A 23,858-nucleotide genomic window follows, 5' to 3' on the forward strand; every position below is an offset into this window, starting at 1 on the left:
TTAAAGTTTAATGGTTGGCTTATTTCAACTTAGCCAATAACTCAGGCAATGCTTTTGCCTGTAGTGCAGCATTGCCAGTGTAGTTCGCTGGCGTGAGCAATGCCAAACGTGCACGATCCGCTTCCGGAACAGCAAGCAGTTCATTACCTGCTATGAAGTCGAGCATCATTTGACGGGTCATTGCTTGACCACGGGTCAATGCTTTTAGTTTTTCGTAAGGCTGTTCAACGTTATAACGGCGCATAACGGTTTGAATTGGTTCAGCCAAGACTTCTTGGGCATTATCCAAGTCGGCATTGATCTTGTCGGCATTCAATTCAAGTTTACCGATGCCTTTCAAGCAGGCTTCAAAAGCAATCAAGCTTTGCGCTAAGCCAACACCCATATTGCGCAGGACGGTTGAGTCAGTCAGGTCACGTTGCCAGCGTGAAATGGGTAGTTTTTCACCTAAGTGAGCAAGCACTGCATTGGCCAGACCAAGGTTTCCTTCGCTGTTTTCAAAGTCGATGGGATTAACTTTGTGCGGCATGGTTGATGAGCCTACTTCGCCTTCTTTGAGTTTCTGTTTGAAGAATCCCAAAGAGATATAACCCCATACATCACGGTTGAAGTCGATCAGAATGGTGTTAAAACGCTTCAAGGCATCAAACAATTCCGCCATGTAGTCATGCGGTTCGATCTGGGTGGTGTAGGGGTTGAAGTCAAGACCCAATGATTCGATAAAGCTTTGTGCATGAGCTGCCCAGTCGATATCTGGATAAGCAGACAGATGTGCATTGTAGTTACCAACCGCACCATTGATTTTGCCGAGTAATTCGACTTGTTCAAATTGTTTGATTTGGCGGGCGAGGCGATACGCGACATTGGCAAATTCTTTACCCAGAGTCGTCGGGCTTGCTGTTTGACCATGGGTTCGTGACAGCATGGATTGGTCAGCATGTTTAACTGCTAATGCACCAATTGCATCACGGAGCTGGCGCATCGAGGTGAGGAGGATTTCGCGGCCACTTTGCAGCATCAATGCATGAGACAAGTTGTTTATGTCTTCACTGGTACAGGCAAAGTGGATAAATTCACCGGCATCTTTGAGCTCAGCAATATGGGCAATTTTTTCTTTGAGGAAGTATTCAACCGCTTTGACATCGTGGTTTGTCGTTGCTTCAATGGTTTTGATGCGTTCGGCATCTGCTTCACTGAAATTTTGAATAATCAAATCAAGTGCAGCATTGGTTTCACTGGAGAATGCTGCTAACTCACTAATAGCAGGGTGATCCGCAAGCGATTGTAACCAGCGCACTTCCACTTTAACCCGCGCTGCAATCAGACCAAATTCAGAAAGGTAAGGACGCAAAGCATCGCATTTGTTGGCATAGCGGCCATCGAGAGGAGAAAGCGCAGTAAGAGTGTTTAACATGAGCATGGTTCCAAGTACAAAGTATCAATAACAAAATTAAAATGAGTGCATCAACAAAAAATAAATCTACAGCCTGATTAATATTTTTAAATATTAAAGTTTTTTCAATCGATATCGTGCGATGGCAAGGGCGCGCAAGTCTTCAATCATGGTTCGGCGTCCTAAAATGAGTTGATAACGCCGCCCCCCCATCTCTCGCCACATATGTGCCGCTTGAATACCCGCAAAAAGACAAGCGCGAATGCAATCGACATTGGCAGGGTCAGTCAGTGTTGTTTGCTGTCCTTTAATTTTTAAACGCGTGCTTAAAGTGCCTGCCGTAGCAAGATAAGTCGCAGCCATTCCTGCAAGTATTGAAGGATGGCGATAGCGTTGGTCAAAAAAAGCGACGCGCTGACTAAGCAGCTTTTGCTGTTGTGTCAAATGTGTCACGAGCGTTACTTTGCCATAAACCTTACGCTCGATTTGTAAGAGTGCAAAGGCATAGCGCATGGGTTCGGTAAAGCGCAGTACTTTTGTCTTTGGCGCAGGGCTTGAGGAGAAGGGAACGGTCAGGCAGTTTTCTAAGGTTTTCAGACCAAATGCCAACTCATCTATACCGCCCAGACGTTTTAAGGCATCAGTTTCTTCTGATAGAGAAATTTTTAATAATGAATCAAACGCCGCTTGATGACCGAGCAATGCAGCATTACCCTGTGATGCAAATGCATAGGCTAAGCCTGCTGCTTGGAAAATAGCGGCAAGTGCGAGCAGTTTAACCTGACGCGGTGTCGGCGCATTGGGATCGGGATTAAACACATTCATGAAATGTGTTCCACGCTTGCTTGCTGACGATGACCCGTTGTATTTGTGCTTGAGAGATCGGTTTTCCCAGCATCTGTTGAACGGATAACCCCGCCACCTAAGCAGACATCCCCCTGATAAAACACGACGCTTTGTCCCGGAGTGACTGCGCGTTGGGGTTCATCAAAAATTACTTTTACAGCGCCTTCAGCTGTTGGGTCAACATAGACCATGCAGTCCTGATCACTTTGGCGATAGCGGGCTTTAGCCGTACAGCGCAGCGGTTGATCGATACTGAGAGGAGCATCACCGCGTACCCAGTCAATCGGCTCCGACCACAGGGTTTGGCTCAACATCAGCGGGTGATTATGTCCTTGTCCAACGATCAATTGATTGGTGGTGAGATCCTTAGCCAGAACAAACCACGCACCTTCAGCTTGATCTTTCAATCCGCCCACACCGATCCCACCGCGTTGCCCCAATGTGTAGTACATCAGACCATCATGTGTGCCAATGACTCGCCCTGTATCAGTGACAATTTCACCTTTTTGCGCAGGTAAATATTGCTGTAAGAAGTCTTTAAAGCGACGCTCACCAATAAAGCAAATGCCAGTAGAGTCTTTTTTTGCTGCTGTCGAAAGTCCAATAGACTCGGCTTTTGCTCTTACTTGCGGCTTAACCAACTCTCCAACAGGGAATAGCGTCTTCGCAATTTCACGACCATGTACTGCGTGCAGGAAGTAGCTTTGATCTTTGTTATGGTCATCGCCGCGGAGTAGGTCGGCGACCAGTTCTCCCGATTGATTCTGTGTGACTGGACCGCGTCTTGTATAGTGTCCTGTCGCGATATAGTCAGCGCCCAGCGTTAAGGCATAATCTAAAAATGCACGGAATTTGATTTCTTTGTTGCACAGGATATCGGGGTTTGGCGTGCGGCCTGCTTGGTATTCTTTGAGGAAGTGCTCAAAGACACGGTCCCAATATTCCATTGCGAAATTGGCGGTATGCAGCTTAATGCCCAAGGTATCACAGACGCTTTGCGCATCTGCCAAGTCTCGCATTGCAGTACAATACTCAGTGCCATCATCATCTTCCCAGTTCTTCATGAAGAGACCTTCAACATGATAACCCTGTTCCATGAGAAGCGCTGCGGACACGGATGAGTCAACACCACCAGACATCCCGACCATGACAAACTTATGTCCGTGTTTTAAGTGATTTTCGGAAACGAGATTCATCGTGATGTGCCTTTGACGCTATGATCTGTGGAGGGTACTTCTGGTGTTTGAGTGCCCTGTGGCTGCTCAAAAATCATTGCCAGAGGAAATTGTTGTCCTGATAGTGCGTCCTCAATACAACGAATAACAAGGGGAGAGCGTGCCCGCCCAGTTGCTTTTAATTCGTCGAGAGTCAGCCATACAGCACGGACGATACCTGTATCCAGTTGGTAAGTTGGATCATATGAAACGACATCTGCGATAAAACACATCCGGTAATAGGTGCAGTCGGCATCATTCGGCGGTGTATAGGTATAAATACCCAGCACACTATTGATCGAAACGCTATAACCGGTTTCTTCCAAGGTTTCGCGTATCGCAGCTTCCACTAACGTTTCATTAGCCTCAACATGACCAGCGGGCTGGTTAATGACCAGATGCGGCAGGCTCATGCTTTCTTCTTCGACCAATAAAAAACGGATATCACCCCCTTGTTCAGCATTTTTTTGCCGAATAATGGTGGCGACAGTCACGTGTGGAGTCCAAGACATCATTGATTCCAAAAGTAATATAAAGGCATTTCATCAAAAGTGAAGTTTTTTAAATGCCATAAAAATGAGCGCATCCATTAGATTTTGACGAGATAAAAACCTGATAGTCAGAAATCTAAAAATGTTCGCTTTTAACAGGTGATATGATAAGGGATTACAACTCAATTCACCATGATGTTATGAACAGTGGGGGTTGTAGAAGCGTATTTAAAGATTAAAAACAGGAGCTGTGCATGACTTCCTCGCATGATAATGCGCTAGCCACGAATGTCTCGACGACATTGACACACCTGGATGCTCAAGGTGCTGCACATATGGTGGATGTTTCCGATAAAGCAACGACTCAGCGGACAGCGGTTGCAACAGGGTTCATTCAACTACAGCCAGCGACCATGGCTTTACTGCGTGATCATGCCATGCCCAAAGGCGATGTGTTGGCGACAGCACGTATAGCCGCCATTATGGCCGCCAAACAAACGTCTAACCTTATCCCCTTATGTCATCCTTTACCTCTGACCAAGGTTGCGGTGGATTTACAATTGGTGGATACCCCAGTCTCTGGTGTGCAGATTCAAGCGACGTGTCGTACTACGGGGCAAACGGGAGTCGAAATGGAGGCTTTAACCGCGGTTAGCGTTGCGGGGCTGACGTTATACGATATGTGTAAAGCCGTGGACCATGACATGGTGATTGGTGCTATTCAATTGATTAAAAAATCGGGAGGCAAACGGGATGTCAACAAAAGCAGTGACTGACACAGTCGTGCCAGCCTCTAATTCAAACAGCATCAAGGTACTTTTCTTTGCGCGTCTTCGTGAAAAGATGGGTTTTAGTGAGGTGAATTTTGCATTGTCACAGGCCGTGACTGTAGCAGACTTGCAGGTTCTACTCGGGGAGCAATATCCCCATTTTTTTGATCTCCCACAGCCGATTTTGGTAGCGGTCAATCAAGAGTTTGCAGGGCCTGAGCAACTGATTGCAATCGGTGATGAAGTGGCATTTTTCCCGCCAGTGACTGGGGGGTAATGATGTCTGTTTTCAATGTACCCGTTGATATTGAGGTCTTTGAAGAACCATTCTCTCAGAGTGATTTAAATGCAAGATATGCCAAACTAAACCTTGTTCATGGTTCTGTGGGCGCTGTCGTGACATTTCTCGGCCAAGTGCGTGCATCGGGTGATAAAACCGATGTGACAGGTCTGGTCTTGGAGCACTATCCTGGCATGACCGAACGGGTTTTGCGTCAACATGTCGAAACAGCCTCTAGCCGTTGGCCGCTGTTGGGCGTGGTCTTGGTACATCGGGTGGGGGCGATGGCGCTGGGTGAGAATATTGTTGGTGTTATCGTTGCAAGTGCCCATCGCCAAGCGGCATTTGATGCAGTGCAATACCTGATGGATTTTTTAAAGCATGATGCGCCATTCTGGAAACAAGAGGTGACCGAGAAGGGCACAGATTGGGTTGAGCAGAAGCAGACAGATGTGGATAAAATTGGTAAATGGTAAGCTTTAATCTATAACTAAGAATTAGAAAACTCTAAACCATCCAATAGCCAAGAATTTAATGATTGGCTGATTTTCTTCATATCTCTTGGATCAAGACTCCCTTGATCTACAAGATATACGCCCATACCGTGAAATGGAATTAAAATAGATCTACCTCCACTATCATCACCTATTGCTAAATAGTTAGGGGCATATGTTCTTACTTCCAAAGTCTCGTTTCGTTCGAAAATGTTTTGTGATGAGTAAATAATTAGTCCACTCTTCAAGGTCAAGCCATCTGTAAACCTAAGAAGCTCAATGTAATCTTCAGGAAGAGCTTCATTAAATTGTGCTTTGAGATCATTGAGTTGCTGATCTTCAATACTTTTATTTAATATCGAAATGTTATTTAGATACAGAGGTTGCACTTCAATACACCTAATGAATTATAGTTAATAGGTTATTTCGGCTGATTTTCATATCAAACTTCTATAGGTAGCTTCGAATCAGCCCCCCATTCTGCCCAAGACCCATCATAAATATTAATATGCTGATATCCAGCTAAGTGCGCAGCTAATGCCGGAATACAGGCGGTTACACCTGATCCGCAGGAAAAAATCAATTGATCTTCGAGGCCGACTAAATTGGAGAAGATTTCTTTGAGTTCATCTTTTTGTTTCATGTAACCGTTACTAAGTACTTTGCCAAAAGGCAGATTCAATGACTTAGGAATATGCCCAACCCGCAGACCTGCACGTGGTTCAGCAACTTTGCCGAGATAGCGTTCTTCGGATCGTGCATCAATAATCGTATGCTCAGGGTTATTTAAGATTGCCAAGATGTCCTCTACATTCAGAAAACCATCAATCGCTTTTGCAGAGAAGCTGCCAAGTTTTTCTGGATTTGCATAAGACTTAGACGTCTCAAAACCAGCTTTTAACCAAGCGGGTAATCCACCATCAAGCACCGCAACATCGTTATGTCCGGCACTCTTAAGCATCATCCATAATCGTGGGCTGGAAAAAATCCCATATTGATCATAAACAATAATCTGATCATTGGAGTTGATTCCAAGTTTTTGCATTTGATCAATGAACGCATCAAGAGAAGGCATCATATGTGGAAAAGGGGAGTTCTGATCAATCAGATCATGATCTAAGTCCACAAAAAGTGTATTCGGGATTCGCAGGTTATCAGGGTTTTCAGTTGGGATTGGAAAGGGTGGTTTAAGTCCGGCCTCTAGAATTTTAATTTGTGGCTGATGCCGATGATTGTTTAACCACTCTACTGAAACGAGATCCGAGATCATTATGCAGGTCCAAGAAAATAAGTGAAATAGATTTTTAATGGTTGTATCACAAAGCGATCCGTAAAGTCATTATGTGACTTCAGGCATTTTAAGAACCAAAAACAAAAAGCCCGAAATCAATTCGGGCTTTTGAAATTTACAGCAAATTATTTGAACAATTTGCTAAAGAACATTTTGATATGGTCGATCATACGGGAGAAGAAACCTGCTTGTTCAACAGGTTCCAGTGCCACGAGAGGGCGTTCAACCAGTGTTTTGCCATCCAGAGTTGCAATGACTTTACCGACGACTTGACCCTTTTGAATAGGTGCAGTGAGGTTAGGAGAAACAGATAGTGTAGTTTGCACTTGTGCAGATTGCCCACGTGGCAAAGTCACTTGCAAAGGATCGGTTAAGCCGACATTCACCGTATCTACTTTGCCTAACCAAATCGGTGTCGTTGCCAATGATTGATTGCCAGGGCGAAGAGCGGTTGTTTCGAAGTTGCTATAGCCCCAGTTCAAGAGAGCGCGTGTTTGACCCGCACGCTCATTCATGCTCTTGGTACCAAAGATTGCTGAGATCAAGCGCATTGAGCCGCGTTTGCTGGATGTGACTTGACAGTAGCCAGCAGCATCGGTATGCCCCGTTTTTAAACCATCAACACTTGGGTCGGTAAAAAGCAATGCATTACGGTTACCTTGCTTGATGTTGTTGTAGGTAAACCATTTCTCTGAATAAATCGGATAGTATTTTGCGCTGTCTTTGATAATGGCTCGTGCCAGAATTGCAGAGTCGAGTGCTGAGGAATAGTGGCCATCCATAGGTAAGCCAGTTGCATTCATGTAATGTGTATTTTTCATACCTAGACGTTTTGCTTCGCTATTCATAACTTCAGCAAAGGCACCTTCATTGCCAGAGATATGCTCAGCAACGGCTTTTGATGCGTCATTGCCTGACTGAATCACGATGCCACGGAGCATGTCGAGTACTGAAGCTGAACCATTTAAGGGTACATACATGCATGATTCAGCACTGCTGCCTCGGCACCATGCTGATTCGTTCATACGAACCATATCGGTCTCTTTAAGGCGACCAGACAACAGGCTTTGTTCAACGATATAGCTAGTCATCATCTTGGTCAGTGATGCCGGTGGGAGTTGCAAGTCTGGATTGGATGATGCCAAAACTTGTCCCGAGTCATAATCGACCAATACGTATGCTTTATTATCCAGTACGGGGGGGGAAGGGACGACAGTAACGGCAGAAGCGGTTAGCGACCAGCCAGTGAGAACGGTAGCAGCGAGCAGTACGGGAAAACGTGACATTAGAGAGGTCGACTCCAAGCATGGTGGGACTGAAAAAACTAGCCGGATTCTAACAGACTCTAAGCAGGACGCACCATAAAACTGACCTACAACTCCGCTTATTCGAAATCGTTTTTTAGGTGATTTGATAAAATTTGTTGGAAATAGAAACGATAAAACCCATCTGTCAAAGATGGGTTTTAATGGATTCAACAAGTTACAGGTAACAGTGCTTTATTGTTTAATTTAGTAAATTTGGGCGACTAAAATTAAGCAACTTGCACAGGGATGATGTTAGCCGTGTGGCTGACACTGTTATCTTCATTGCAATACACGAGTTGTGGCTTAAAGTTTACCAACTCTTTTGCTTCAAAATTACCGAAAGTAGCAATGATGATGATGTCGCCAACTGCGGCGTGGTGTGCAGCACCGCCATTTACAGAAATCATGCCTGTGCCTTCTTCGCCGCGGATTGCGTACGTTGAAAAACGAGCACCTGTCGTGACATTCCAGACATGAATTTGTTCATATTCAAGAATACCTGCGAGGTCTAGCAGATCACCGTCAATCGCACATGAACCTTCGTAGTGAAGCTCTGCTTGTGTAACGCGTGCGCGGTGAATTTTACATTTTAACATCGATGTTTGCATGGCGATGGTCTCCGTGGAGTAGGGCCAAACAGCACAAAAAGCGATCAATCATTGGTGTAATGACTGGCGGTTCGCATTGTGCCGCGTGTGACTGACTTGCACAATACTTATCAGTTAAATATTGCGACAAAACATTATTTTTAAAGCGACAGCTTTGGCTCTAAAGCGTATTATGTCGGCTTAAAACCATTCAACTGACTCATTGCACGTGCGATATCACCTTTGACGATCATCGGCGTAAGGCGTAGTGCTTCGTCTAAAGCCTGTTCAAGAATATCCTGTTCAGCTTTAGGTGCACGTCCAAGTACATGCCCATGCACTTTATCTTTGTGCCCTGGATGTCCAATACCGATTCTCAAACGATGAAAATCATTGCCGATATGTGGGGTAATATCTCGTAACCCGTTGTGCCCACCGTGCCCACCACCTGTTTTCAGGCGAATGCTGCCAGCGGGTAAATCTAAATCATCATGAGCAATCAAAATATTTGCCGGCGCAATTTGAAAAAACTTCGCCATAGGAACGACAGACTTGCCAGATAGATTCATAAACGTGCTCGGTAACAGTAAGCGCACATCCTGACCATCAATCAATCCACGACCCGTAAGTCCTGAAAAACGACTTTCGCTCTTCAATACAATGTTAAAACGCCGGGCAATGGCTTCTACATACCAAAACCCAGCGTTATGGCGAGTCTGGGCATATTCCGTTCCCGGATTGCCCAGCCCTACAATGAGGGAAATACCCGCTGCTTGCTCAGACATAAGCTGACTAATTACTCAGCAGCTGCGTCTTCTGCATCATCAGCTTTCTGGCCTTTTGGCAAGTGAATGCTGGCGATAGGCAAGTCATGGCTGTCTGCACCGTGGCTCAGTTGAGTCAGGGTTACACCTTTAGGCAATTTGATATCAGATAAGTGCAGAACTTGATCCAATACAGTAGCGCTCAGGTCAACTTCGATGAACTCAGGCAAGTTTGATGGCAAGGTACGTACTTCAACATCACTCACGAGAACTGACAATTGACCACCTTGTTGTTTTACACCCACTGCAGTTTCTTGATTTACGAAATGCAATGGAACGCGCATCACGATATCGTGAGTTGCATCAACACGGAAAAAGTCAGCATGCAAAGGTGAGTTTTTTGCTGGATGACGTTGCAGCGCTTTCAACACAACTTGTTGTGCTTTGCCATCAACATTCAGAGTCAGAATGTGTGAATAAAACGCTTCACTTTCGAGCGCTTTAACCAATTCATTCAAACGAATGCTGATTGATTGTGCAGCAGCAGCGCCGCCGTAAATCACGCCTGGAACGAGGTTTTGGTGACGCAGGCGGCGGCTCGCACCCTTCCCTTGCAAGTCACGTGCTTGAACGTTCAAGCTAAAATCTGTAGTACTCATGGTATTTCCTATTAAACAACAGTTTAAAGTCTCAAAAAATGAGGCTTCAGTGTGAAAAATGCCGAACTTGCGACCAGTTCGGCGGTGTTAAACGAGAAAACTCGCTTAATTTCAATGAATAACTTCTTCAAGTAAAGTTATTCGAAACTTTTTAAACAATTTTAGAGTAGCTCAAACATTGCGCTGATCGATTCTTCGTTGTTGATACGACGAATCGTTTCAGCCAGTAGGCCTGAAATGCTGATTTGGCGAACTTTGCCACATTCACGTGCTGCTTGGCTCAGTGGAATTGTATCGGTAACTACTAATTCATCAATGGGGGAGCCGTTCAAATTATCAATAGCTGCGCCTGAGAGTACCGGATGAGTACAGTAGGCGACAACACTACGCGCGCCGTGTTCTTTCAATGCGGCCGCAGCTTTACACAAGGTACCCGCTGTATCAACCATGTCGTCAACAATGACACAATCACGACCAGACACATCACCGATGATATGCATGACTTGGGCTTCATTGGCACGGAGACGACGTTTGTCGATAATCGCCAGTTCAATATCGCCGAGTTGTTTGGCAACAGCGCGCGCACGGACCACACCGCCGATATCTGGGGAAACAACAATCAGATTACTGTTGTGTGCTTTCTTTTTCAGATCGGTGAGCAGAATCGGTGAGCCATAGATGTTGTCTACAGGAATATCAAAGAAGCCCTGAATCTGGTCTGCGTGCAGGTCTACAGTCAGTACACGGTCAATACCCACGATACTGAGCATATCCGCTACAACTTTTGCACTGATAGGTACACGTGCCGAACGCGGGCGGCGATCTTGGCGTGCATAACCAAAGTAAGGTAAAACAGCGGTAATACGACCAGCACTTGAACGACGCAGCGCGTCGGCCATGACCAGAATTTCCATCAGGTTATCATTGGTCGGCGCGCAGGTTGGTTGCAGAATAAAAACATCTTTACCGCGAACGTTTTCATTAATCTCAACAGCAATTTCGCCGTCAGAAAAACGATTTACTGACGCTGCACCGAGCGGGACATGCAAATGACTAGCGACTTTCTGGGCGAGGTCAGGGTGAGCATTGCCGGCGAAGATGACGAGATTAGGCATAGCTCAAACCCTTATTTGAAATCAGAAAGTGGACTAAATGATGGAATTTAAAGATATAAAATATGGTAGGGGCGGCTGGACTCGAACCAACGGATGTCAGGATCAAAACCTGATGCCTTACCAACTTGGCGACGCCCCTATAGCGGCGGCAACTATAGTGATTACATGCTGGAATGTCAAGAAATTTTCTATATCTAGAAGCGATTTCTTGGCGCATAAAGCGCGATACAAACAAGCAGTTTAGTTGCCTTTATTTTTCTTCGCTTTTTTGCAAAGCGTTCAGTTAGTGATTGATGACTTCACTAAGCTTGATCAATGTGGTCTAGACTTCTTTAACACTCAAAAGCACAGCATGAGTTAAAAGTTGTCATGTTATGGTAGGGGCGGCTGGACTCGAACCAACGGATGTCAGGATCAAAACCTGATGCCTTACCAACTTGGCGACGCCCCTATATAACATTCCCACACTTTACCGTTTTCAATGTTTGCTGTTCGGCAACCATATCGACGGGGCGCAACTATAGCAAATTTAACGCAGAATGCACAGGTGATTGCCCAATTCCTGAGCAAACGAAACCATTAAAAGGTGCCTGTTCGAGTATTTTATCAGCAATTGAGCGAGTTGGGGTCATCATAAACACACAGGCGCCCGTTCCAGTCAGTTGCGGGGTAGATGTTAAATCTGGATTTTTCTGCTGGATACTTTCTAAAAAACAGAGCGCTTGATCAACTTCTGAATAAAGTGTGCGGACGATCCCTGCGCAATCGTTATGCAAAATGCCTGATGTGGTTAGGCCATGTCGTGAGTGCGGTACAAGATAGTCACGCATATTGATTTTTGGCGTTGCGCGCGGCAGGTTAGGATGGGTAAAAATCTCGGCCGTGCTTACCGAACAATCGGGTATCAAAACCACGAAATGCGATGGATCCAGTGGAATGGCTTGTAGTATCTCTCCAACGCCCTCAGCCCAAGCATTTTGACCACGAATAAACACCGGAACATCGGCACCCAGTGTCAAGCCGATGGCTGCGAGTTCATCGAGACTCAGTTTGGTTTGCCATAGATGGTTGAGTGCCAGCAAAGTCGTTGCAGCATCGGAAGACCCTCCGCCTAAACCGCCGCCCATGGGCAGAATTTTTTCAAGAGTAATGATGGCACCCTCTTTACAACCCGTGACCTCTTGTAAACGTTTTGCTGCCCGAATAATCAGGTTCTGTGAAGTGGGGAAGGGTAAATCACTAATCAACTTTAAATCATCATCCACTTCGAAACTGAGCCAGTCCATATGGTCGATGAGTTGAAATACAGTTTGCAGCAAGTGATAGCCATCTGCACGTTGTCCGGTGATATGCAGAAAAAGATTGAGTTTTGCGGGAGCGGGTAAGCGTAATGGACTCATTTCTTAGCATCCGAAGCCGCACTATCCCCTGTTGTTTCTTGATGCTGGATCGTGAGAATGACGCGATTTGATTGTGCGGTATCCGTGGGACTGACTTGATTCATCACGAGTCGAATCGGGGTTTTAGATGTGGATTGATCGTTATAACTAAACGTCACATCCCAGCCGCCTTCATTCAAGGTTGCGAGGCGGTTTTGCGCATCTTTCGTTGATGTGCTATTGGGTTCAGCCGCTCGACCTTCAATCCAAGAAGGTAAATAAGAAATGGGCGCAAGCCATCCAGTTGCTCGCGTGAGAAGTTCTTCGGGAGTTTCCGCTTCAAGTAAACCGGTTTTGGCACTGTTCAGTGAGACTTTACCGGGAATACCTTCAATATGAGTTTGGCCTATACCGAGTGCCCCAGTGAGGTCGATGGCGAATCGGTCTCCATCCTGTGCCCATGCATAGAATGCACTGCCACTTTGTTTTGGTGTCTTTACACCAATTTTCCCAGTAATACTAAAGTGCGTTGTTGCTGAAGAGGAGGCATTATTTTCTCCACCAGTTGTCATGGCTACAGGAGATAGGGGTGTGGTTGGAATACTGGGGAGTGTAGGCACTCGCAGTGTTTGGCAGCCAGAAAGGCCGATCAACAGCGTGCAAGCAAACCAACTCGCAGGATAAAACGATTTTTTATACGACATAGTAGATATTTGATTCATGGATAGGTTTCATGACAGCGTTGAGAGATTTGTGCGTCCTCCCGAGAGTGGAGAGGCGCTGTAGATTGGTGCGTTGATATGCGGCTGAATACTGGATAAATTACTTGAAGTTGATTGACGAGCATCGGTTTGATCGTGCTTTTCGAGCTGAGTCATGATTTTAGGATTATTGGGGAAGTGTTGCTTTAGCTCGCTAATCAACTGATTAAACTCAGCAATTTGATTGTTTTTTTCAAGCGCAGCGGCTAAATGTAGGCCGATATTGGCGCTGGGTTCAGCCGTGTATGCGGCCTTTAGAGTCGTGATTGCAAAAGCATAGTCTTTTTGAATAAACGCAATATAGCCGAGGGTATCTAGAATTGCAGCTTGATTGGGTGCGAGTTTGTTGGCGCGTTCTGCAAAGGCACGGGCATCTTTCAAACGACGATTTTGTTGCGCAAGCGCGAATGCAAAGGCGTTGAGATAAACAGGGTTATCAGGACTTAATGCCAGTAGTCGTTCAGACTCCCGGTCCAGCAATGCGCTTTCTTCTGGTTTGAGCATCAAAATGCGTGCATAAATTAATTCAGGCTGGTTGGGTAGCCCATTAATGGCTTCATCTAATAATTTACGTGCTGTATCGCTCTGTCCATGCTCTTTTAGCAATTGGGCTTGTAATAGGTATAAGAAACTGGCTTGCTCGGGGTGTTCAACGCGCTCTTGGGTGAGTGCGGTGAGTTCATCGTCTAATTGATTATTTGCCACCATAATCACTGCTAACTTCTTTTGGGCCTTGCGATATAGGTCTTCGCCCTGAACTTTTTGATAGTAACTAATGGCAACCTTGATATGGTTTTGCCGTTCAGCGGCAATGCCGAGGTAAAAGTATGCTTGATCGACGTATTGATCAATGGCAAGCAGTTGCACAAGATAACGTTCCGCATCCAGCATGCGCTGATTATCAATGCTGACGAGTCCGGCTAAGAGCAAAATTTCCCCATCATTATTCCAGCGTCGGCTCATTTGCTTGAGGCGAGCCATCGCAAGGGTTGCTTGGTTGTTTTTGAGCAACAAGCGGACTTCAAACAGTTGCAGGCTTTTATTTTTAGGCTGACGTTTAATTTCACTGGCTAAGAATGTACGGGCTTCTTTTAAATTATTTTGGTTCATTAAAATATTAATTTTAAGGGTGATAAAAGCTGTCACTCCTGGTTTTTTACGCAGTGCATTGTTGACTTCAACGAGGGCTTGATCGAGTTGTCCTGCTTGGACTAATAGACCTGCTTTAAGAACCGATAATGATGGGTTGTTATATTCTTTGAGGCTTTGCAATGCGGTCAGTAGTGCGTTGCGATCTTTAGGATCATCTGGGGAAATTCCTACAACAATACGATCTAAGGCAGCGTTAGGATCGTACCTGAGAATTTTATCTAGGGTTTGGGCGGCGAGTTGGTAGTCATGGGCTTTAAGGGATAAATGCGCCATATAAAACAGTGCGGGAATATATTCTGGATCAACTTCAACCCAGTGTTTTGCAATAGCAAGTCCACCGTCGATATCATTGTCTTCCAAAGCAACAGAAAGTGCGCGCTCTAAAATCACAGGGTCAGCAGTTTGTAAGGCCTGAGCACGATATAAGACCACCCCTTTATCAGTCATCCCGCGTGCGAGAGCCAGTTCAGCTGCAAACACATCTAACAACGCTGCATGGGCAGTGTTGATGAAAAGGGCAGTAACCAATATCGATGCAATTGATGCATGAATCAAGGTTTGATGGCGGATGCAAGAAGACCTTGATGAATCAAATTGGAGCAAACGAACCTCGCCATCCCAGTGATAAAAAAGATCTTAATATAGTTTTAAAAACAATCTTCATATGCAAAGCAACGTTTGTGTTATCGCTCCGCATATCGCACAATACCATATTTGCGAGTGGCAATCGACGCACGATGGGTTTCTTTGCTTTGGGCATTAATCATACCACCGCACCTGTGGCTTTGCGTGAGAAAGTCGCGTTCGTCCCTGAACGTCTGGACGAAGCGTTACGTCATGCCCAATCGTTAGGTTTGACGGATGATATCGTTATCGTATCCACTTGTAATCGTACGGAATTATATAGTATTACCGACTCTCCTGATGATTTAACGGAGTGGCTGGCTCATTCTCATGGTATTTCGCCGGACGAGCTTGTTGATCATTTGTATCGGCATGGTGAGGAGGATGCATTTATTCATTTGATGCGTGTAGCCAGTGGCATCGATTCGATGGTGCTCGGTGAGCCGCAAATTCTCGGTCAAGTTAAGACTGCACTCCAATACGCGCGCGCTGCAGGGACGGTTACCCCCAAGCTTGCACGTATTTTTGAGCAAGTCTTTAATGCCGCAAAAAAAGTACGGACTGAAACAGCAATCGGTGCGCAGGCCGTCTCACTGGGCTTTGCCGTATTACAGCTTGCACGACAGGTTTTTAGTGACTTGAGTGCGACGACGGTGTTACTTGTCGCGGCAGGCGAAATGAATGCACTAGTGGGACGTCATCTGGCAGAGCATGGCGTTGGTAAGATACTCATCTGTAATCGAAGCCTTGATCGGGCAAATATTTTGGCTAACGAACTGAAAGTTCATTTGCCCGTTGAAGTTGTTCCTTTTGAGCAGTTGGAGAATGCGTTACCCCGCGCTGATATCGTGTCCAGTTCAACGGGTAGTATCCATGCTGTGATTACGATGGATATGGTGAAACGTGCGCTTAAAGCACGACGCCATCGTCCTATGTTGATGGTGGATCTGGCGGTTCCACGAGATATTGAGCCCAATATTGCCGAACTGGATGATGTGTACTTATACACTGTGGACAATTTACAAGGTGTGATCGAAGGTAATCTTGCTCAGCGTCGGCAAGCCGCGGTTGAAGCAGAGGTGATGGTCAGCCAGTTAGCGGCGCAGTACATGCAGGTGAATCGTGCACAGCAAGCGGGTCCTGTCATTGCACACTATCGTAGACAGATGGATGAGCTCCGCCAGCAAGAGCTGCAACGCGCGAAGCAACTGGTTGCACAAGGTGTCGCGCTTGATGAAGTATTAGATCGTCTATCTCAAGCGGTCATGGCTAAGTTGCTGCACAGACCATCACAATTAATTAGAGAAGCCGCCACAGATGCGGACAGCGAACGTTTAACTTGGATTATAAAAGGCTTGGGGGCTGATCATGATGGGCAAAATGAGTAATTGGGGGCAAGGTTATCGCAATGTGAGACGCTATTGTGCAGGCTCATGTTTATTGCTGATGTGTTTGGGGTATACCGATGCAGTGTTTGCAGATTGGCAGTTCGATAAAGACAAAAGCCGAATCAGTTTTTTGACGACTAAAGAAAGCTTTGCTCAGATTAAAGGCGGTTTTCATAGTTTTGATGGGCGGATTAAAGGCAGTCCTGAAGATCCTTTACATACCGCCGCAAATTTTATTATTCAAACGAGTAGTATTTCTACAGGGATAGGCATTCGGGATAGTGTATTGCGCGGTTCTGGGTTTTTTAATGTGAAAGCTTTTCCGACCATGGAATTTAAAAGTACTAAGATCACTAAGGTCGATGCGACTCATGCTACTGTGCGTGGGGATCTGACCATGCTCGGTATCACTAAACCGCTTGTTTTTGATGTGACCTTGGACAAGCCGATCACTGACACGGTGACTAAAGCAATTAAAATTAATGCTACCGCATTAGCGACGATGAATCGTTACGATTGGGGCATGACAACTTTTGTACCTGCTGTAGGCCCTGAAATTACAGTACGGGTTGACGCGGTATTGATGAACGACGGTACTGATTCGGAAGAGAGTCCGTTGCGATAGTCGTGTCTGTTTTGTGATTTTTAGAATTTAAAAAGGGCGCTGATTACTGCGCCCTTTTTATCATGATCGTTGTAATGACTTATTTTTCAACGAATGCACGTTCAATCACATAGTCACCAGGATCACCCATACGTGGAGATACCGTTAAGCCATGTTGATCAAGCATAACGGAGAGGTCGTGGAGCATCGTTGGGCTACCACACATCATCACACGATCAGTTTCTTTGTTAAAACGTGGTAATCCGATATCTTCGAACAACTTACCATTTTCAATCAATGTGGTAATACGGCCTTGATTACGGAAGGGTTCACGTGTCACAGTTGGGTAGTAGATCAATTTGTCCTTGACCAGTTCCGCAAAGAACTCATCATTGGGCAGCACATTTTCGATTAAATCGGTGTAAGCCAGTTCGTTGACTTGACGCACGCCATGCACCAGAACGACTTTTTCAAAGCGCTCGTAAGTCTCAGGGTCACGAATCAATGACAGGAACGGTGCAAGCCCAGTCCCTGTAGAAAGCATATACAGGTTTTTACCTGGCAATAAATCATCTAATACCAGTGTACCTGTTGGTTTCTTGCTCATCAGAAGCTCATCACCCACTTTAAGATTTTGCAGGATAGAGGTCAGTGGGCCGTCTTGTACTTTAATCGAGAAAAATTCGATCTCGTCTTCGTAGTTTGCACTGGCAATTGAGTAGGCACGCAGCAAAGGTTTGCCGTTAACTTCAAGTCCAATCATCACGAATTGACCATTTTTGAAGCGTAAGCCCGCATCACGGGTGGATTTAAAGCTGAATAACGTATCATTCCAATGATGTACATGAGTAATACGTTCTGAGTTAAATGCTGCCATAATGTCTCTATCGTGTGGTCGGATGTTGGAACAAGATTGCCAGCGTTTATGCCGGACAAATTTTATAGTCTAGTGCGGAAAGGTTTCGCTTATGCGCTATTCTACCGAAAAGTTTAAGTTGATAAACCGATTTCATTTTATTTTAGATATAAGGAAAAGTGATGAACTTAGAGTGTTTTGTATAGAGCGACATTCTTTTGAGCACTTTTTGAGATTTTATATGGGATTTTTTTTCCCAAATCGATGATATTAAAAGATACTAAGACGTATTTTTAAATCTTTTTTCACCTCAAGTTTTAGAGTCATTCATGGTTCATACCGCAAGTATTACAGTACCTATTATTGGCTATGTACACACACCTTACGTTGAGAAGTTTGGGGTTCCACGTCAACCCAACCTGGTGGATGTTGAGGGGGTGATAGAGTTTGTTGCTCCTTATGATCAGCCCGCGGCTTTCGAAGGGTTAGAAGGATTTAGCCATCTCTGGTTAATTTGGCAATTTCATCAAAATCGCGAATTAAAAAAGACTTCTGAGGATATGGGCTCTAATAGTGAGTTACATGAAACATCCGCTGCTGAGTCATTTCGGCCACAGATTCGTCCACCACGCTTAGGGGGCAATGAAAAAATTGGTGTTTTTGCTTCACGTAGCATGTATCGACCTGCACCGCTGGGATTATCTGTGGTCCGCTTAGATCGAATAGAGGTGATTGATGGGCGTGTGCGATTGCATATCATTGGTGCGGATTTGGTCGATGGAACCCCGTTGATTGATATTAAGCCTTATGTGGCTTACAGTGATTCGATTTCCGCGGCAGTGAGTGGTTTTGCCGTAGAGGCGCCTAAACTCCATCCTGTGTATTGGACACGACTTGCACTTTGGCAAAAACATCAATTGATTTCACTTCATGTTTTAAGCAGTAATCAGTTACCCTTAATCGAACGCATTCTTGCACTTGATCCGCGTCCTGCTTATCAGTCTGATGGGCAGCGAGACTATGGAATGTCTTTTGATCAGGTGAATGTCCGCTTTGGTGTGCAATCTGATGTGATCTGGATTAAAGAGATCACGGCAAGGTAATTTATAGTCAGGAAGATGGATCCCAAAAGTGAGTCGTGTTGTAATTGAATCGTGTGATATGGACTTGTAGAGAGCAATGGAATGAGTGTCATGACAACCAAAAAGAGATTTTCAATTCAAGTCGATGTGCGATGGTGCTTGGATGAGCTGCAGAAAGACGGACGAATCACGCAGCGTGATGTGAATTTGGTGACTACGACTGCACGCCGCAAGGAGCAGAAGAATTGGCATCCACTCTTGATTATTGCAGATTTTGGATTGGTTGATTTATTACCACCGCAAACGATAAGCACTTCAAATACACCAATACCCGCTGTTGCGAAGTTAACCATTGATGTTCTCACCCAATGGCTTGCGCAAAAAGCAGAAATGCCTGTTTATCGTATCGATCCCCTTAAGGTCAATGTACCTGTCGTGACATCGGTCATGTCGATTGAATTTGCTGAACGGCATCAGATTTTAGCCGTTGCGGTTGATGCAGATACGGTGACGATTGGCAGTGACCAGCCCTTCTATGAGGATTGGTTGGATAATCTGGCGCATACACTGAAGCCGCGTAAAATTAAACGGGTGATGCTCAGTCCTGTGCAATTGGTGCGTTATTTAGCGGAGTTTTATCAGGTTACTCGTGCAATCGCGGGTGCTAAGGGCAATGGCGGAAGTGAGACCGTTGCCAAAGGGGTAGAGGCACTTTTACAACTCGGGGATATGCAAAATCCTGATGCCAATGATCAGCATATTGTACGGATTGTGGATTGGCTGCTGCAGTATGCATTTGATCAGCGTGCCAGTGATATTCATCTTGAGCCGCGCCGTGATCAGGGTCGAGTCCGTTTTCGGATTGATGGGGTCTTGCATACCGTATATGACATGCCAGGACCGATTTTGTTGGCAATCGTTTCGCGTATAAAAATTTTAGGGCGGATGAATGTCGCTGAAAAGCGTAAACCACAAGATGGCCGTCTAAAAACGCGTACACCTAAAGGCCTAGAAACTGAACTTCGTTTGTCCACGTTACCGACCGCATTTGGCGAGAAGATGGTGATGCGGATTTTTGATCCTGAGGTCTTGGTTCGCTCATTTGAACAGTTGGGTTTGAGTGGGGATGATCTGGCCAAGTGGAAACAAATGGCTTCTCATCCTAATGGCATTATTCTTGTCACGGGTCCCACAGGCTCGGGTAAGACGACAACGCTTTACTCCACACTGAAGCAACTGGCGACCGATCAAGTCAATGTTTGTACCATCGAAGATCCGATCGAAATGATTGAGCCGAGTTTCAATCAGATGCAAGTCCAAGGCATGATTGAACTGGGCTTTGCGGAAGGCGTGCGTGCTTTGATGCGACAAGATCCTGATATCATCATGGTCGGAGAGGTCCGTGACCAAGATACTGCGGATATGGCGATTCAGGCGGCATTGACCGGACACTTGGTGCTTTCGACCTTGCATACAAACGATGCTCCCAGTTCACTCACGCGTTTGCATGATTTGGGTGTACAGCCCTTTTTAACAGCAGCAACCATTCTGGGTGTTATGGCCCAGCGACTGGTACGTACTTTATGCCCGCACTGTAAGGTAGCAATTGCGACTGATGCTGAGGTTTGGAATCAGTTGGTTAGTCCATGGAAAAGTGAGCCGCCAGCACAAGTGTATCAAGCGGTTGGTTGTGAACAGTGCCGTGGAACGGGATACCGTGGACGAATGGGCGTGTATGAAATTCTGATTTTATCAACAGAAATGAAGCGTATTATCGGTGACGGTGGTTCACTCACCCAGATCAAGCAGCAAGCTTATCGCGAAGGATTACAACCGCTTCGTCTTGCAGGTGCACGCCGTGTTGCTGAGGGGGTGACGACGCTTGAAGAAGTGATGCGAGTGGTACCTTTAAGCTAAGAAGAAACTTGATAACTTTGATTGAAATATTAGTTTAAGAGGATAGGCGTTTGTTCGATTATTTGGTGTTTATTGGTCGTTTCCAGCCTTTTCATCTCGGGCATTTAGCAGTCATTAAGACTGCATTGGCCCAAAGCCAACAAGTCATCCTCTTGATTGGTTCTGCAGAACAACCGCGCAGTACGCGCAATACTTTCAAGTTTCATGAGCGGGAGACGATGGTGCTTTCTGCATTTGAACCGGCAGATGCGACACGCATTCGTTGTGTACCACTAGTTGATATTCTCTATAACGATGTACGCTGGGTAAAGTCCGTGGAGGACGCGGTGCATTCTGTAACCGGGGATAATCAAGCCTTAAAGATTGGGCTAGTGGGGCATTATAAAGATCGAACTTCGTATTATTTATCGCTGTTTCCGCGTTGGGAAACGGTATTTGTTGATAGTTATCAAGGGATTTCTGCGACTCCGATTCGTGACGCTTATTTACTCGGTGAAATGCCTACAGAGGCTCGTGTGCCTACCAGTACCATTGATTTACTCGCAGCATTTAAACAAACCTCTGATTATCAAGCCTTGCAAGATGAGGCCCGCTATATTGTCGATTATAAAGAATCGTGGTCACATACCCCTTATCCTCCTACGTTTATGACGGTTGATGCGGTATTGATTCATTCTGGACATATTTTATTGATTGAGCGCGGGCATATTCCCGGTAAAGGACTGTTTGCATTACCCGGTGGCTTCTTGGACCCAGATGAGACACTGTTCAATGCATGCCTGCGCGAGCTCCGTGAAGAAACCAATTTAGGGCTTGACGATGCAACGTTGCGTGCAGCCTATCGATCACAGCGGACCTTTGATGAGCCGCATCGCTGTGAGCGTGGGCGAGCGATTACGCAGGGTTTTTATTTTGAATTGGATGCATCGACACCATTACCAAAAGTACTGGGCGGTGATGATGCTAAATATGCATTTTGGTTACCGCTTGCAGAAGTTCGATCTGATCAGTTGTTTGAGGATCACTATGCGATTATTGATGAATTCTTGAATGTAGCTCAATAGATAGAGCTTGCATAAAAAAACTTGGGCTATTTGACCTCAAACTGCCGCCTTAACCATTGAATAGGCTTTCCAATAATGGGCAGGTGTTGTAGTAGCTCCTCTGCGGCATCCCAATAATCACGATGTTCGGTTACCAGACCTTGCTCACCAAACTTAAGGTGTGATCCTCCCTGAATGGTGTAGTCTTTTCCTTTAAGTGAAAATTTGAATAGCCATGTCACAAACGCTTGCTGATCTTGTTCGATCGTTTCTAAGATGAGAAAGCGAGGATTGTTAGTCGTTTCAAACATATGCAAGAATATTTTTTCGATAAGATCAATGCCATGCACATCATTAAATGGGTCCTTAAAATGGGCATCCGCCTCATAAAAAAGATGACAATCACTAACACTCTGGCAAGTCATCGTGCTGTACCAGTTCAATAAGTTATCTAATTTATTCATGCGTTTTATACCTTGAAAAATTGGTTAAACAAACCAAATCGCCATCGGTAGGGCAGAAGTCGGATTATTTTTAACACATACGTAAAACGATGCGGAAAATGAATCTCAAAGTGTCCACGACTCAGTCCCCTCCAAATCGCCTTTGCCGCTTGCTCTGGCGTTTGTATAGCCGGCATTTTGAAGCTGTTTTTTTCCGTGAGTTTTGTATGCACAAATCCTGGATTGATTAGGTAGATATTCAGACCTTTCGGGTGGAGGTCGCCGTATAGGATCTCGGCTAAATTAATCAGTGCAGCTTTTGTCGGTCCGTAAGTGCTGGCATTGGGTAGGCCCATATAGCCTGCCACACTTGCAATCAAAGCGATTCCTCCATTTCCTTGTGCAAGCATGTCGGGAAGTACGGTTTCTAGTCCACTATATACACTGCTTAAATTGAGGTGGATGGTACGCTGTGTTGCTAGCGCTTTGACCTCCCAAGTTCTTTGGGGGAGATAGTCAGCTGCGCAAAAAATGACGAGGTCGACCTTACCTTTAAGTCTTCGTGCTTCATCGTATGCAGGTTGCCATGCATCGTTATCAAGCACGTCAAATGCTACGACTTGAGCACGGGAGGATGTGTTTGCAATTTCATGCAGTTGAGTAGTTCGTCTTGCAGACAATGTAACGTGTGCGCCGACAGACAATGCTTGCTTAGCAATTGCCGCGCCGATACCACTTGAAGCGCCAATAATCCAGAGGTGTTGATTAGACCAGTCGGTTATTGGAGTATTCAGAGAGATACACATGATTAAGCTCTTTTCTTGAAGAATATAGTCACTTGTCCCACTTCAAAGCCAAACTTTGTCATTCGTGTTTGATTGATCATCGTCAGGTTGTCAATTTGATACATCCAATCATCCATCTGCATGTCATAAACTTTCTGATCGACTGGCAGTCTTAAGGTATAGTTCCAGTGCAATGCATTTCCAGCAACTAATCCTTGCGCATTTCCTTTCACATCATCGGCATGACCATTCCAATGCCCTTTTTTATCTTGCGTGAGCGTCCAAATTCTTTGCTGTGCGGTACCATCGTCATATTGGAAGTGTTCATCAAGAATCAATTGATTATTTTTCTCGGTTCCAATGATTTGAACATGGAAACGTTTTACAACATCGCCATTCCGCTTCTGAAACATACCCCAGCCATCTGTTGTTCCGACAAAGTACTGTGTTAGATCAAGTTTTGGCGTATTGTTTTGATACTGTTCAACGTGAGGCGAGGCACAGGCTGTCAATGCCAAGAACACGGCAACTAGAAGAACAGGGAATTTCATGATCATTCTCCACACTGGATGTGTTGGCATTAATTAATAGATAAGCGATTTGAGCTCATCCA

Annotated in this window: 26 protein-coding genes and 2 tRNA genes; 8 read left to right on the forward strand and 20 right to left on the reverse strand. The window is 45.3% G+C overall.

Annotated elements, in window-relative coordinates; all coding sequences use genetic code 11:
- Nucleotides 1-19: 19 nt before the first annotated feature.
- The 4 genes from purB to HYN46_RS05240 all read right to left on the reverse strand — a co-directional run bounded on the left by purB (nt 20) and on the right by HYN46_RS05240 (nt 3,968).
- Nucleotides 20-1,414: an adenylosuccinate lyase gene (purB, locus tag HYN46_RS05225; RefSeq protein ID WP_114898401.1), complete on the reverse strand. Its 1,395-nt coding sequence runs from the start codon at nt 1,412-1,414 to the stop codon at nt 20-22.
- A 93-nt stretch (nt 1,415-1,507) separates the two neighbouring features.
- Nucleotides 1,508-2,218: a DUF489 family protein gene (locus tag HYN46_RS05230; RefSeq protein WP_114898402.1), complete on the reverse strand. Its 711-nt coding sequence runs from the start codon at nt 2,216-2,218 to the stop codon at nt 1,508-1,510.
- Entirely contained in the window at nt 2,215-3,435 is a 1,221-nt protein-coding gene (gene mnmA / locus HYN46_RS05235; RefSeq protein WP_114898403.1) for a tRNA 2-thiouridine(34) synthase MnmA, read from the reverse strand. Before mnmA ends, HYN46_RS05230 begins: the two co-directional genes overlap by 4 nt.
- Complete coding sequence (locus HYN46_RS05240) at nt 3,432-3,968, reverse strand: NUDIX hydrolase (RefSeq protein WP_114898404.1); 537 nt, start codon at nt 3,966-3,968, stop codon at nt 3,432-3,434. Before HYN46_RS05240 ends, mnmA begins: the two co-directional genes overlap by 4 nt.
- Nucleotides 3,969-4,198: 230 nt before the next feature.
- On the opposite strand from HYN46_RS05240, the gene moaC reads away from it, so the two are divergent.
- Genes moaC through HYN46_RS05255 form a run of 3 tightly spaced genes read left to right on the forward strand, consistent with a single transcriptional unit; the run spans nt 4,199 to nt 5,470 of the window.
- Nucleotides 4,199-4,720 carry a cyclic pyranopterin monophosphate synthase MoaC gene (gene moaC / locus HYN46_RS05245; RefSeq protein WP_114898405.1) on the forward strand — a complete coding sequence of 174 codons (522 nt, stop codon included), beginning with the start codon at nt 4,199-4,201 and terminating at the stop codon, nt 4,718-4,720.
- Nucleotides 4,698-4,991 (forward strand): molybdopterin converting factor subunit 1, encoded by a 294-nt coding sequence (moaD, locus tag HYN46_RS05250; protein WP_114898406.1) that lies wholly within the window; start codon nt 4,698-4,700, stop codon nt 4,989-4,991. Before moaC ends, moaD begins: the two co-directional genes overlap by 23 nt.
- Complete coding sequence (locus HYN46_RS05255) at nt 4,991-5,470, forward strand: molybdenum cofactor biosynthesis protein MoaE (protein WP_228254897.1); 480 nt, start codon at nt 4,991-4,993, stop codon at nt 5,468-5,470. The genes moaD and HYN46_RS05255 overlap by 1 nt, the downstream gene beginning before the upstream one ends.
- Nucleotides 5,471-5,484: 14 nt before the next feature.
- Here the strand turns inward: HYN46_RS05255 and HYN46_RS05260 are convergent, their stop codons facing one another.
- From HYN46_RS05260 to HYN46_RS05315, 12 genes are all read right to left on the reverse strand, one after another.
- Nucleotides 5,485-5,877 carry an SMI1/KNR4 family protein gene (locus tag HYN46_RS05260; protein WP_228254898.1) on the reverse strand — a complete coding sequence of 131 codons (393 nt, stop codon included), beginning with the start codon at nt 5,875-5,877 and terminating at the stop codon, nt 5,485-5,487.
- A 53-nt stretch (nt 5,878-5,930) separates the two neighbouring features.
- Nucleotides 5,931-6,758 (reverse strand): sulfurtransferase, encoded by an 828-nt coding sequence (locus tag HYN46_RS05265; protein WP_114898408.1) that lies wholly within the window; start codon nt 6,756-6,758, stop codon nt 5,931-5,933.
- A 146-nt stretch (nt 6,759-6,904) separates the two neighbouring features.
- On the reverse strand, nt 6,905-8,065 hold the full coding sequence (locus HYN46_RS05270; protein WP_114898409.1) for a D-alanyl-D-alanine carboxypeptidase family protein: 1,161 nt from the start codon (nt 8,063-8,065) through the stop codon (nt 6,905-6,907).
- A gap of 248 nt (nt 8,066-8,313) precedes the next feature.
- Entirely contained in the window at nt 8,314-8,694 is a 381-nt protein-coding gene (gene panD, locus HYN46_RS05275) for an aspartate 1-decarboxylase (RefSeq protein WP_114898410.1), read from the reverse strand.
- A gap of 170 nt (nt 8,695-8,864) precedes the next feature.
- Nucleotides 8,865-9,458: an aminoacyl-tRNA hydrolase gene (gene pth, locus HYN46_RS05280; RefSeq protein ID WP_114898411.1), complete on the reverse strand. Its 594-nt coding sequence runs from the start codon at nt 9,456-9,458 to the stop codon at nt 8,865-8,867.
- A gap of 11 nt (nt 9,459-9,469) precedes the next feature.
- Nucleotides 9,470-10,096 carry a 50S ribosomal protein L25/general stress protein Ctc gene (locus tag HYN46_RS05285; protein WP_114898412.1) on the reverse strand — a complete coding sequence of 209 codons (627 nt, stop codon included), beginning with the start codon at nt 10,094-10,096 and terminating at the stop codon, nt 9,470-9,472.
- A gap of 161 nt (nt 10,097-10,257) precedes the next feature.
- Nucleotides 10,258-11,211 (reverse strand): ribose-phosphate pyrophosphokinase, encoded by a 954-nt coding sequence (locus tag HYN46_RS05290; RefSeq protein WP_114898413.1) that lies wholly within the window; start codon nt 11,209-11,211, stop codon nt 10,258-10,260.
- Between the two features lie 63 nt (nt 11,212-11,274).
- A tRNA-Gln gene (locus HYN46_RS05295) sits at nt 11,275-11,350 on the reverse strand.
- A 236-nt stretch (nt 11,351-11,586) separates the two neighbouring features.
- A tRNA-Gln gene (locus HYN46_RS05300) sits at nt 11,587-11,662 on the reverse strand.
- A 67-nt stretch (nt 11,663-11,729) separates the two neighbouring features.
- Nucleotides 11,730-12,611, reverse strand: coding sequence for a 4-(cytidine 5'-diphospho)-2-C-methyl-D-erythritol kinase (ispE, locus tag HYN46_RS05305; RefSeq protein WP_114898414.1), 882 nt, complete (start codon nt 12,609-12,611; stop codon nt 11,730-11,732).
- A complete protein-coding gene (gene lolB / locus HYN46_RS05310; RefSeq protein ID WP_114898415.1) occupies nt 12,608-13,294 on the reverse strand; it encodes a lipoprotein insertase outer membrane protein LolB in 687 nt (228 codons plus the stop codon). Before lolB ends, ispE begins: the two co-directional genes overlap by 4 nt.
- 27 nt (nt 13,295-13,321) lie before the next feature.
- Nucleotides 13,322-15,031, reverse strand: a complete 1,710-nt coding sequence (locus tag HYN46_RS05315) for a tetratricopeptide repeat protein (RefSeq protein ID WP_162818091.1) — start codon at nt 15,029-15,031, stop codon at nt 13,322-13,324.
- Between the two features lie 209 nt (nt 15,032-15,240).
- Between HYN46_RS05315 and hemA the strand changes: the two genes are divergently transcribed.
- Entirely contained in the window at nt 15,241-16,515 is a 1,275-nt protein-coding gene (hemA, locus tag HYN46_RS05320; RefSeq protein WP_407640791.1) for a glutamyl-tRNA reductase, read from the forward strand.
- A complete protein-coding gene (locus tag HYN46_RS05325) occupies nt 16,496-17,140 on the forward strand; it encodes a YceI family protein (RefSeq protein ID WP_114898418.1) in 645 nt (214 codons plus the stop codon). Before hemA ends, HYN46_RS05325 begins: the two co-directional genes overlap by 20 nt.
- Nucleotides 17,141-17,219: 79 nt before the next feature.
- Here HYN46_RS05325 and HYN46_RS05330 read toward each other — a convergent pair whose 3' ends face one another.
- The gene (locus tag HYN46_RS05330) at nt 17,220-17,996 is read right to left on the reverse strand and encodes a ferredoxin--NADP reductase (RefSeq protein ID WP_114898419.1); all 777 of its coding nucleotides are present in this window, start codon (nt 17,994-17,996) and stop codon (nt 17,220-17,222) included.
- Nucleotides 17,997-18,304: 308 nt separating this feature from the next.
- On the opposite strand from HYN46_RS05330, the gene HYN46_RS05335 reads away from it, so the two are divergent.
- The 3 genes from HYN46_RS05335 to HYN46_RS05345 all read left to right on the forward strand — a co-directional run bounded on the left by HYN46_RS05335 (nt 18,305) and on the right by HYN46_RS05345 (nt 22,038).
- Entirely contained in the window at nt 18,305-19,078 is a 774-nt protein-coding gene (locus HYN46_RS05335) for an SAM-dependent methyltransferase (protein WP_114898420.1), read from the forward strand.
- Between the two features lie 81 nt (nt 19,079-19,159).
- A complete protein-coding gene (locus HYN46_RS05340) occupies nt 19,160-20,974 on the forward strand; it encodes a GspE/PulE family protein (RefSeq protein ID WP_114898421.1) in 1,815 nt (604 codons plus the stop codon).
- Between the two features lie 50 nt (nt 20,975-21,024).
- The gene (locus tag HYN46_RS05345; protein WP_114898422.1) at nt 21,025-22,038 is read left to right on the forward strand and encodes a bifunctional nicotinamide-nucleotide adenylyltransferase/Nudix hydroxylase; all 1,014 of its coding nucleotides are present in this window, start codon (nt 21,025-21,027) and stop codon (nt 22,036-22,038) included.
- Between the two features lie 26 nt (nt 22,039-22,064).
- Here the strand turns inward: HYN46_RS05345 and HYN46_RS05350 are convergent, their stop codons facing one another.
- From HYN46_RS05350 to HYN46_RS05360, 3 genes are read right to left on the reverse strand one after another with little or no spacing between them, the layout of a single operon-like run.
- Complete coding sequence (locus HYN46_RS05350; RefSeq protein WP_114898423.1) at nt 22,065-22,481, reverse strand: nuclear transport factor 2 family protein; 417 nt, start codon at nt 22,479-22,481, stop codon at nt 22,065-22,067.
- A 5-nt stretch (nt 22,482-22,486) separates the two neighbouring features.
- Nucleotides 22,487-23,266 (reverse strand): SDR family NAD(P)-dependent oxidoreductase, encoded by a 780-nt coding sequence (locus HYN46_RS05355; protein ID WP_114898424.1) that lies wholly within the window; start codon nt 23,264-23,266, stop codon nt 22,487-22,489.
- Between the two features lie 2 nt (nt 23,267-23,268).
- Nucleotides 23,269-23,796 carry a DUF3833 domain-containing protein gene (locus HYN46_RS05360; RefSeq protein WP_114898425.1) on the reverse strand — a complete coding sequence of 176 codons (528 nt, stop codon included), beginning with the start codon at nt 23,794-23,796 and terminating at the stop codon, nt 23,269-23,271.
- Nucleotides 23,797-23,858: the final 62 nt, after the last annotated feature.

It is taken from the genome of Aquirhabdus parva (assembly GCF_003351745.1).
In the GTDB taxonomy this organism is placed as follows: domain Bacteria; phylum Pseudomonadota; class Gammaproteobacteria; order Pseudomonadales; family Moraxellaceae; genus Aquirhabdus; species Aquirhabdus parva.

Bases quoted from the DNA above. Each gene is read 5' to 3' on its own strand.
- HYN46_RS05265 (WP_114898408.1), bottom strand. From the start codon at position 6,758: ATGATCTCGGATCTCGTTTCAGTAGAGTGGTTAAACAATCATCGGCAT.
- HYN46_RS05360 (WP_114898425.1), bottom strand. From the start codon at position 23,796: ATGAAATTCCCTGTTCTTCTAGTTGCCGTGTTCTTGGCATTGACAGCC.
- HYN46_RS05290 (WP_114898413.1), bottom strand. From the start codon at position 11,211: ATGCCTAATCTCGTCATCTTCGCCGGCAATGCTCACCCTGACCTCGCC.
- HYN46_RS05255 (WP_228254897.1), top strand. From the start codon at position 4,991: ATGATGTCTGTTTTCAATGTACCCGTTGATATTGAGGTCTTTGAAGAA.
- HYN46_RS05285 (WP_114898412.1), bottom strand. From the start codon at position 10,096: ATGAGTACTACAGATTTTAGCTTGAACGTTCAAGCACGTGACTTGCAA.
- HYN46_RS05340 (WP_114898421.1), top strand. From the start codon at position 19,160: ATGAGTGTCATGACAACCAAAAAGAGATTTTCAATTCAAGTCGATGTG.
- HYN46_RS05355 (WP_114898424.1), bottom strand. From the start codon at position 23,266: ATGTGTATCTCTCTGAATACTCCAATAACCGACTGGTCTAATCAACAC.
- ispE (WP_114898414.1), bottom strand. From the start codon at position 12,611: ATGAGTCCATTACGCTTACCCGCTCCCGCAAAACTCAATCTTTTTCTG.
- panD (WP_114898410.1), bottom strand. From the start codon at position 8,694: ATGCAAACATCGATGTTAAAATGTAAAATTCACCGCGCACGCGTTACA.
- HYN46_RS05325 (WP_114898418.1), top strand. From the start codon at position 16,496: ATGATGGGCAAAATGAGTAATTGGGGGCAAGGTTATCGCAATGTGAGA.
- pth (WP_114898411.1), bottom strand. From the start codon at position 9,458: ATGTCTGAGCAAGCAGCGGGTATTTCCCTCATTGTAGGGCTGGGCAAT.
- HYN46_RS05270 (WP_114898409.1), bottom strand. From the start codon at position 8,065: ATGTCACGTTTTCCCGTACTGCTCGCTGCTACCGTTCTCACTGGCTGG.
- HYN46_RS05230 (WP_114898402.1), bottom strand. From the start codon at position 2,218: ATGAATGTGTTTAATCCCGATCCCAATGCGCCGACACCGCGTCAGGTT.
- moaD (WP_114898406.1), top strand. From the start codon at position 4,698: ATGTCAACAAAAGCAGTGACTGACACAGTCGTGCCAGCCTCTAATTCA.
- mnmA (WP_114898403.1), bottom strand. From the start codon at position 3,435: ATGAATCTCGTTTCCGAAAATCACTTAAAACACGGACATAAGTTTGTC.
- lolB (WP_114898415.1), bottom strand. From the start codon at position 13,294: ATGTCGTATAAAAAATCGTTTTATCCTGCGAGTTGGTTTGCTTGCACG.
- HYN46_RS05350 (WP_114898423.1), bottom strand. From the start codon at position 22,481: ATGAATAAATTAGATAACTTATTGAACTGGTACAGCACGATGACTTGC.
- HYN46_RS05240 (WP_114898404.1), bottom strand. From the start codon at position 3,968: ATGATGTCTTGGACTCCACACGTGACTGTCGCCACCATTATTCGGCAA.
- moaC (WP_114898405.1), top strand. From the start codon at position 4,199: ATGACTTCCTCGCATGATAATGCGCTAGCCACGAATGTCTCGACGACA.
- HYN46_RS05335 (WP_114898420.1), top strand. From the start codon at position 18,305: ATGGTTCATACCGCAAGTATTACAGTACCTATTATTGGCTATGTACAC.
- hemA (WP_407640791.1), top strand. From the start codon at position 15,241: ATGGGTTTCTTTGCTTTGGGCATTAATCATACCACCGCACCTGTGGCT.
- purB (WP_114898401.1), bottom strand. From the start codon at position 1,414: ATGTTAAACACTCTTACTGCGCTTTCTCCTCTCGATGGCCGCTATGCC.
- HYN46_RS05330 (WP_114898419.1), bottom strand. From the start codon at position 17,996: ATGGCAGCATTTAACTCAGAACGTATTACTCATGTACATCATTGGAAT.